General features: G+C 51.7%; 7 protein-coding genes. 4 read left to right on the top strand and 3 right to left on the bottom strand.

The genetic code is table 11. From position 1 onward, the window contains the following. Both IQ256_RS27975 and IQ256_RS27980 read left to right on the top strand, forming a co-directional pair. The coding region (locus IQ256_RS27975; protein WP_228025363.1) for a GH116 family glycosyl hydrolase at positions 1-483 on the top strand (483 nt) is incomplete at its 5' end. A gap of 124 nt (positions 484-607) precedes the next feature. Then, positions 608-1,033, top strand: a complete 426-nt coding sequence (locus IQ256_RS27980) for a hypothetical protein (protein ID WP_193858971.1) — start codon at positions 608-610, stop codon at positions 1,031-1,033. 149 nt (positions 1,034-1,182) lie between these two features. Here IQ256_RS27980 and IQ256_RS27985 read toward each other — a convergent pair whose 3' ends face one another. Next, positions 1,183-2,049 carry a hypothetical protein gene (locus tag IQ256_RS27985; RefSeq protein WP_193858972.1) on the bottom strand — a complete coding sequence of 289 codons (867 nt, stop codon included), beginning with the start codon at positions 2,047-2,049 and terminating at the stop codon, positions 1,183-1,185. Between the two features lie 23 nt (positions 2,050-2,072). Beyond that, on the bottom strand, positions 2,073-3,404 hold the full coding sequence (locus IQ256_RS27990) for a hypothetical protein (RefSeq protein WP_193858973.1): 1,332 nt from the start codon (positions 3,402-3,404) through the stop codon (positions 2,073-2,075). Between the two features lie 378 nt (positions 3,405-3,782). Here IQ256_RS27990 and IQ256_RS27995 point away from each other — a divergent pair, with 378 nt between their 5' ends. Together IQ256_RS27995 and IQ256_RS28000 are read left to right on the top strand one after the other, a co-directional pair. Further along, positions 3,783-4,670, top strand: a complete 888-nt coding sequence (locus tag IQ256_RS27995; RefSeq protein WP_193858974.1) for an alpha/beta fold hydrolase — start codon at positions 3,783-3,785, stop codon at positions 4,668-4,670. 46 nt (positions 4,671-4,716) lie between these two features. Continuing rightward, positions 4,717-5,841: a class I SAM-dependent RNA methyltransferase gene (locus tag IQ256_RS28000; RefSeq protein ID WP_193858975.1), complete on the top strand. Its 1,125-nt coding sequence runs from the start codon at positions 4,717-4,719 to the stop codon at positions 5,839-5,841. A 128-nt stretch (positions 5,842-5,969) separates the two neighbouring features. Here the strand turns inward: IQ256_RS28000 and IQ256_RS28005 are convergent. Next, positions 5,970-6,261 (bottom strand): sensor histidine kinase KdpD (locus tag IQ256_RS28005; RefSeq protein ID WP_193858976.1); only part of this gene is annotated, 292 nt, incomplete at its 5' end.

The raw sequence follows: 6,261 nt of genomic DNA on the forward strand, positions 1-6,261 counted from the left end.
CCGGATGTGGTAGATAGCGAGTTTGTTGGCCCGACGCTGTCGGCGATCTACGAGGCTTGCTTTGTAAAGTTCAATCAATACACTGCCCAGCTTGGTCCTCAGAATCAAAAATTTGAAGGGGCTCAAACGGGATACTTTAGCGCGGCTAAGCTAGGTGTAAAAGTCGGCTGCGCGAATGGGGTCCGGCCCGATGGGTCGCCGCAAAATCCTGACGACACGCACCAGCTAGAGGTATGGACAGGCATTAATTTTGGCCTAGCTGCGTTTTTGGCTCACGAGGGCAAGATGGACGAAGCGATGGAGATCACAGAAGCGGTGGTGCGCCAGGTGTACGAGCATGGTTTGCAGTTTCGCACGCCGGAGGCGATTACGGCAGTGGGCACGTTTCGCGCTTGCCACTATCTAAGGCCGATGGCGATTTGGGCGGTATATCAGTGTGGATTTGCTAATACTGATATCGAGCTACGCAGAAGACCACGCTGATTTAACCGTATAAAAGTGCTGATACAGCAGCGGGTGATTACCGCTGACAGGGTGCTTCTCCGTTAGTATATTAATCATATGGACAGTCAGAAGTATGGACACCAAGGAGGGGAGGGTACTAGCCGTGACAACTTCAGCCATATCTGAGCAGCCGCAAAAAGCATATAAAAGGAAAGAGCGATCGCAACCCACCCTGTGGGCAGTGGCCAGTATCTTTTTCATCTTGGGCGCAGCCGCTAGCACCTTTACTATTTGGCAGCTTCACAAGCTGTACAGAGCCACCATCGCCCCGCCTATCTCGGTCGAAGGCACGCTCCAAGCGCAGTACAATTACGATGAAGCCGCCGTCCATCCCTCTCCCAATGGCTACTACATAGAAGGGACTGGCGTAGGCCGCATCTATCTTCAAGGTCAGCCTCTACAGAGCTATGTGGGGCAGGGCATTGTTGCTACTGGTATTGTCGAAGGCATCTGCGGACCCAAGTCTATCCCCTGCTACCCGGTGCTATCGCTAAGAGAAGTTGGCTATCCACCCGTAGAAGAAGAATAAGTCGTCTGCCTAAAGCTCTGAATGCTCAGATCAGTCTGCCTGAGTTGTTCTATACAAAACGAACAGTTAAGAAGCAAAGCGAGCGTACAGTGGTAAACATACGCTCGCTTTGCTATTTTTGCTTTTATAGGTTTCTATCGGAAGAAAGCTTACCACAGACCTCTGATCGGTTCAGGCGCTGGCTGCTGGATTTCTGTCTCCTCGACCATGGGGGGCTCTTCGATGATCGGTGCTGGCTCTTCGGGTTCGACTACTGGCATGGCTCCAGGCGCGATGCTGAGCATGCTAAACTCACCCTCACCGTCGTCAAACCCGATGCATGGCGCGCTGTTTAGCGAAGCGTTGGCATTCTCTAATGACCTCAGGACAGTAGCCAGTGCTGGCGATTCAGAAGCGGCAATGATGGTCGAATCGTCTAGCGTGTTAACTGTGTTATTCGATACCAGGACGGCATCTTGCACGCCTTCTATGGAGTTGTCCACGCTATAGAGAAGAACTCTAGGCCCACCCAAATCGTCTGAGATCTGCTGCTGTAAGTTGGCGACTGCTTGATCCAAGCTAGTTGAATTCTCTGCTGAGATTGCACCGCGAACGGCTTCGACCTGTGAGCTTGAGATCGGCAGGCTCTGATTGCCACCGACCGGGACGGACGAGCTGTTGCCCACGTTGCTCAAGAAATCGTTGACTAGTCCTTCTAAGGTGAGAGCGCAAACTGATGTAGGCTCAGGCTCAGCAAAGGTATCGCCTAGGCCGTTGGTAGAAGAGTCTGGGATGATGACGGGCTCGCGGCCTGCGATCGCAACATCAGTAAAAGCCATCTGCGAGGCGATCGCGCCTGCCAGGGTAAGAAAAGGGAGCTTGAAGATAAGTCGCACTAGGGAAAACCTCTTGTCTAATCTGATTGTTTGAGCTAAATGGTTGAAGCTATCGGAATTGGGTTGTTGGAACGGAACTGGGCTGTTGGAAATAATCGGCACCCAATAGTTGAAAGTAAATAGCTTTGAAGACTGACTCATTCACTTTCTAGAAGACTACCTTCCTAAAAGCGCAGGGCATAACCGAGAGATCCTTGGAATTGAGCGCCTTCATCCGTATTGCCTGTCACATCAGAGACTCCCAAAGTCAGCACGAATGGTAGCCGCCTTACAGGTACTACAGACGTAGCTAATCCTAATCCAGTTCCATTCCAGCTAGAGATCAAAGACACTTGAGGAATCACTCGCAGCCCGGCACTGCCGAAGACGTTAACGCCATTTTCATCATCGTCAATTGCACCGACTGACCGGAAGGTACCTGTTCCTACCCCTAGAGAAGTGGTCAGCGGCATCTGGTTATCCGCGTTAGGTCGCAGTCTGAACTGCTTGGTCGCGACCCCGTAAAAAGTATCCTCTGCGTCAGTTGCATTTCCCCACTTAATCGGGTTAGTCCAGCCTGCGGCTACGGCTAGATTGCCAGCTTGAGGAAATATCTTGTGCAGCTTGAAGCCAACAATGCCGTCATCGGCGAATCCATCTAGGCTGATGATGCCAACGCCGACTTCTAGACCTACATTTCGAACGGCATCGCCAACGCCAAATCCAAGCGCAGCAGAGCCGTCTGTCCTAGCGCTATCGTCTCCACCTGCCACGCCTGCAAGTCCGACAAAAACATCTCCCCAATCCGCACCGTAGGCAGAGGGCACTAGAAACGTAGAAGAGGGAAGCGTTCGAGGAAAGTCGATAGTGGCGATCGGATCGAGCTGAACCTCTGCATCTGGGTCTATTAGCAACTGCTGACGACGCTCAGCGGGTGAAACAGGTGCAAAGGTATCACCGAGGTCTTGGGCGATCTGCACCTCTTCAGGTGTGGCCAGATCAGTAGCCAGGTCGGCGGCTAGATCAACAGAGTCAGGGCTGACCTCATGGCTATTAGCCTCTTCAACATCAGTTACATCTGAGACGGCATCAACCCGGACAGCCTGCTGTTCAGCAATCTCGTGGCTATCGACAGCGGCAGCCTGCTGTTCAGAAATCTCATGACTATCGGTAATGGCAGCATACTGCCCGTCTACATCAATCTCGTAGGTATTTTCTCTAGCTAAGCTAACCTCATCCGACTCAGCGCCGCTTTGTTCAGTCTCGCCCAGCTCTATTTCATTACGCACGACCACAGAGGCTTGCAGGCTCGCAAGAGAGACAGCAGGCTGTGAAAACCTAGCTACAGGATCTGAATGAACGCTCAGGGACTGCCGTATCAGGCTATCAGCACTAGACGCGGCTGAAGCGATAGGTAAAACAGCTTGGTCTTGGTTTGATAGTCCTTTGATTGCAGTTTGATCAGCAAGGCTGCTTTCAGTTGTAGCCTCAGCGCTCGCTGATTTGGGCGCACTCACAAAACTAGAAAGTAGTACGCTGAGCGCTACTAAAGTTCTGATCAAAACTTTCCTGTATGTTTTAGGTGTCATATCGTTTATTCAGGTGCAGAGGGTTGGTTCAAGCGGGTCAGAGATAGTGATTGAGTTGAGGATGCAGGTGCAGGATTCCCGTAATCCGATAGAAACCAGTCAAAATTGATGGATTTCTTAACATATGTCGTCTATTGATTCAGCCACTTGTTGAGGAGATTAAGTGCTAGTGCGGCTGTCAATCTGCTCAAAGCACTAGGTTGAAACTGTGATGTGTGTTCGATCTAGGTGCCATCTATTCTGCAAAGTAGGTGGGCGATCGCTAAGATGTATAAGCCATAGCTGCGTTACCTTGATGAGACTGCGATGCTAAAGTTCCAGCCGCCTGGATTTGGAAAGAAGTCAGTTTTTACTGAATTAGGACAGGTCGTTTACTATACGCAGGCAAGTTCGCTATGGCGATCGCCCGCGCCAGACCAGGTGATGTTCTTCCACAACTTTGGTGGCGGCGCTTCTGCCTACGAATGGTCAAAGGTCTATGCGGCCCTAGCCTCGCAGTACACCGTCATTGCCCCGGATCTAATTGGGTGGGGCGCGTCGGCACATCCGCCTCATCGCTATACCGTTGCCGACTATCTTGTCAATCTAGAATCATTCATCTCGCAGGTCGCCACCGGGCCAATTGTGGCGGTCGCTAGCTCGTTTACGGCGGGCCTCATCGCTAGACTCGCCGCCCAGAAGCCGCATCTGTTTAGCCGCTTGTTTCTCACCTGCCCTGCTGGCTTTAGAGACTTTGGCCAAGGGGCAGGCAGACGCTTACCAGAACCCATCATCAACACGCCTTTTCTAGATACGCTGATCTATACCCTAGGGGCAACTAACGATCTAGCCGTTCGCAATTTTCTAGAAAACTTTTTGTTTTCCAAACCAGAACGCCTTTCTGAAGAAATCATCTCAGCGTATCTAAACTCCGCTCAGCAGCCCAATGCAGAATACTCGGCGCTGTCTTTCCTCAGGGGCGATCTTTACTTTGATCTGACGCCTTATATCAGGGCTTTGAAAGTCCCCACAGCGATGGTTTGGGGAGAAGACGCCAAGTTCACAACGGTATCGCTAGGTCGGCGGCTGGCCCAGCTAAATCCTGAAGCGATCCAGCGATTTCAGGTAGTATCAGAGACTGGCGTGCTACCGCAGTTGGAGCAGCCCGGTCCGGTAGCGGCGCTGCTGCTTGACTGGCTGCAGACCCAGACGTAGTTCGCTGTGGGCCTAGTCAAACGATCTTTCGAGACAAAGAAACGCTATGAACCAGTATTTTGCAACCGTTGCAAGAGGGCTAGAGCCGCTCGTTGTAGAAGAACTGGAACGGCTAGGCGCAAAAGATGTGCAGCCTGGATTTTGCGGGGCTGCGTTTAAAGGCGATCGCGCCCTCCTTTATAAAGTCAATCTGTGGGCGAGACTGCCTTTTAGAATTTTGTGGCGGCTCAGCGAATTTGACTGTGCGACAGGCGCAGATCTGTTTGCCGGCGTTCAGCGCCTAGACTGGAGCCAGTATCTCACCCCCGATCAGACTCTAGCCGTTACCGCTACGGGCAAAACCGACGCGCTCAACCATACCCACTTCACCTCACTGCAAGTCAAGAACGCGATCGTAGAACAGCAGACCCAAACGCTAGGCGATCGCTCAGACGTAGATACGCACGAACCCGACTTGCGGATCAACGTTCACCTGCACAAGAATAGAGCAACTCTCAGTCTCGATAGTTCTGGTGACAGTTTGCACAGGCGCGGCTATCGGCCTGCTGTCGGCGCAGCTCCGCTTAAAGAGTCTTTAGCCGCTGCGCTAATTCAGCTATCGAGCTGGCAGTCTGATCAGGCATTTTTTGATCCGCTCTGCGGGTCAGGGACATTGCCTTTAGAAGCGGGATTGCAGGCTCTGCGAGTAGCGCCCGGTTTGTTTCGTGAGCGGTTTGGCTTTGAGACTTGGCTAGACTATGATGACGAGCTTTGGGAAAGCATGCTGACAGCGGCAGAAGAACAACAGAGGGAAGATTTGCTAGCTTTTGTAGGGGGAAGCGATCGCGATCCAAACGTCCTGATCCAGGCCCACAGCAACGCCCAAAAGTGCGGCATAGAACATCTCGTAAATTTCCAACAGAACGAACTGGCGGACGTAGAAGCCCCTACCGACAGCGGCATCTTGCTCTGCAATCCACCCTACGGCGAAAGACTTGGCAAAGACACCGATCTTGGCGCTTTCTACAAGCTACTCGGCAATGTGTTGAAACAGCGATTCAAAGGTTGGACCGCCTACATCCTTAGCGGCAACAAAGCGCTTTCTAGCAATATTGGCCTCAAATCTGCCTCTCGCACTCCGGTCTACAATGGCGCACTGCTCTGCCAGCTAATGAAATACGAGCTGTATTAGAATTCATCTATGTAAAAGAGTGAAGATCATATTACGACATCAATCAAAGTTGATAATCTCAAAAGCAAAATTCTCCCGCTATCGGATTAATCAACAATATATAGACACCAAACTCAAAAGGAATAGTCTTATCTCTTCGATCGCCGCTCTACTTCTAGTAGCCACACGATGAATACCGTTCCTGGCCCAGATTCACTATTAAAAGCGCTTTCTGGTAGCCATGGCGTGCCTGCTGCCGGACTCACCACTTCTATAAACCCGTGCATCTCGGACATCAGCGACTGCGCGATCGCCAACCCCAATCCTGTCCCCGGAATATCACCCTTGGCCTGTACGCCTCGATAGTTTCGCTCAAACAGCCGCACCAGATCTGCTGCTGGAATGCCTAGCCCCGTATCACCGACCACAATGCCCTGATAC

Origin of the sequence: cf. Phormidesmis sp. LEGE 11477, from assembly GCF_015207105.1 — a bacterium.
Lineage (GTDB): Bacteria > Cyanobacteriota > Cyanobacteriia > Phormidesmidales > Phormidesmidaceae > Phormidesmis.

Coding starts and splice junctions, on each gene's coding strand:
- IQ256_RS28000 (WP_193858975.1), top strand. CDS start 4,717: ATGAACCAGTATTTTGCAACCGTTGCAAGAGGGCTAGAGCCGCTCGTT.
- IQ256_RS27985 (WP_193858972.1), bottom strand. CDS start 2,049: ATGAGTCAGTCTTCAAAGCTATTTACTTTCAACTATTGGGTGCCGATT.
- IQ256_RS27995 (WP_193858974.1), top strand. CDS start 3,783: ATGCTAAAGTTCCAGCCGCCTGGATTTGGAAAGAAGTCAGTTTTTACT.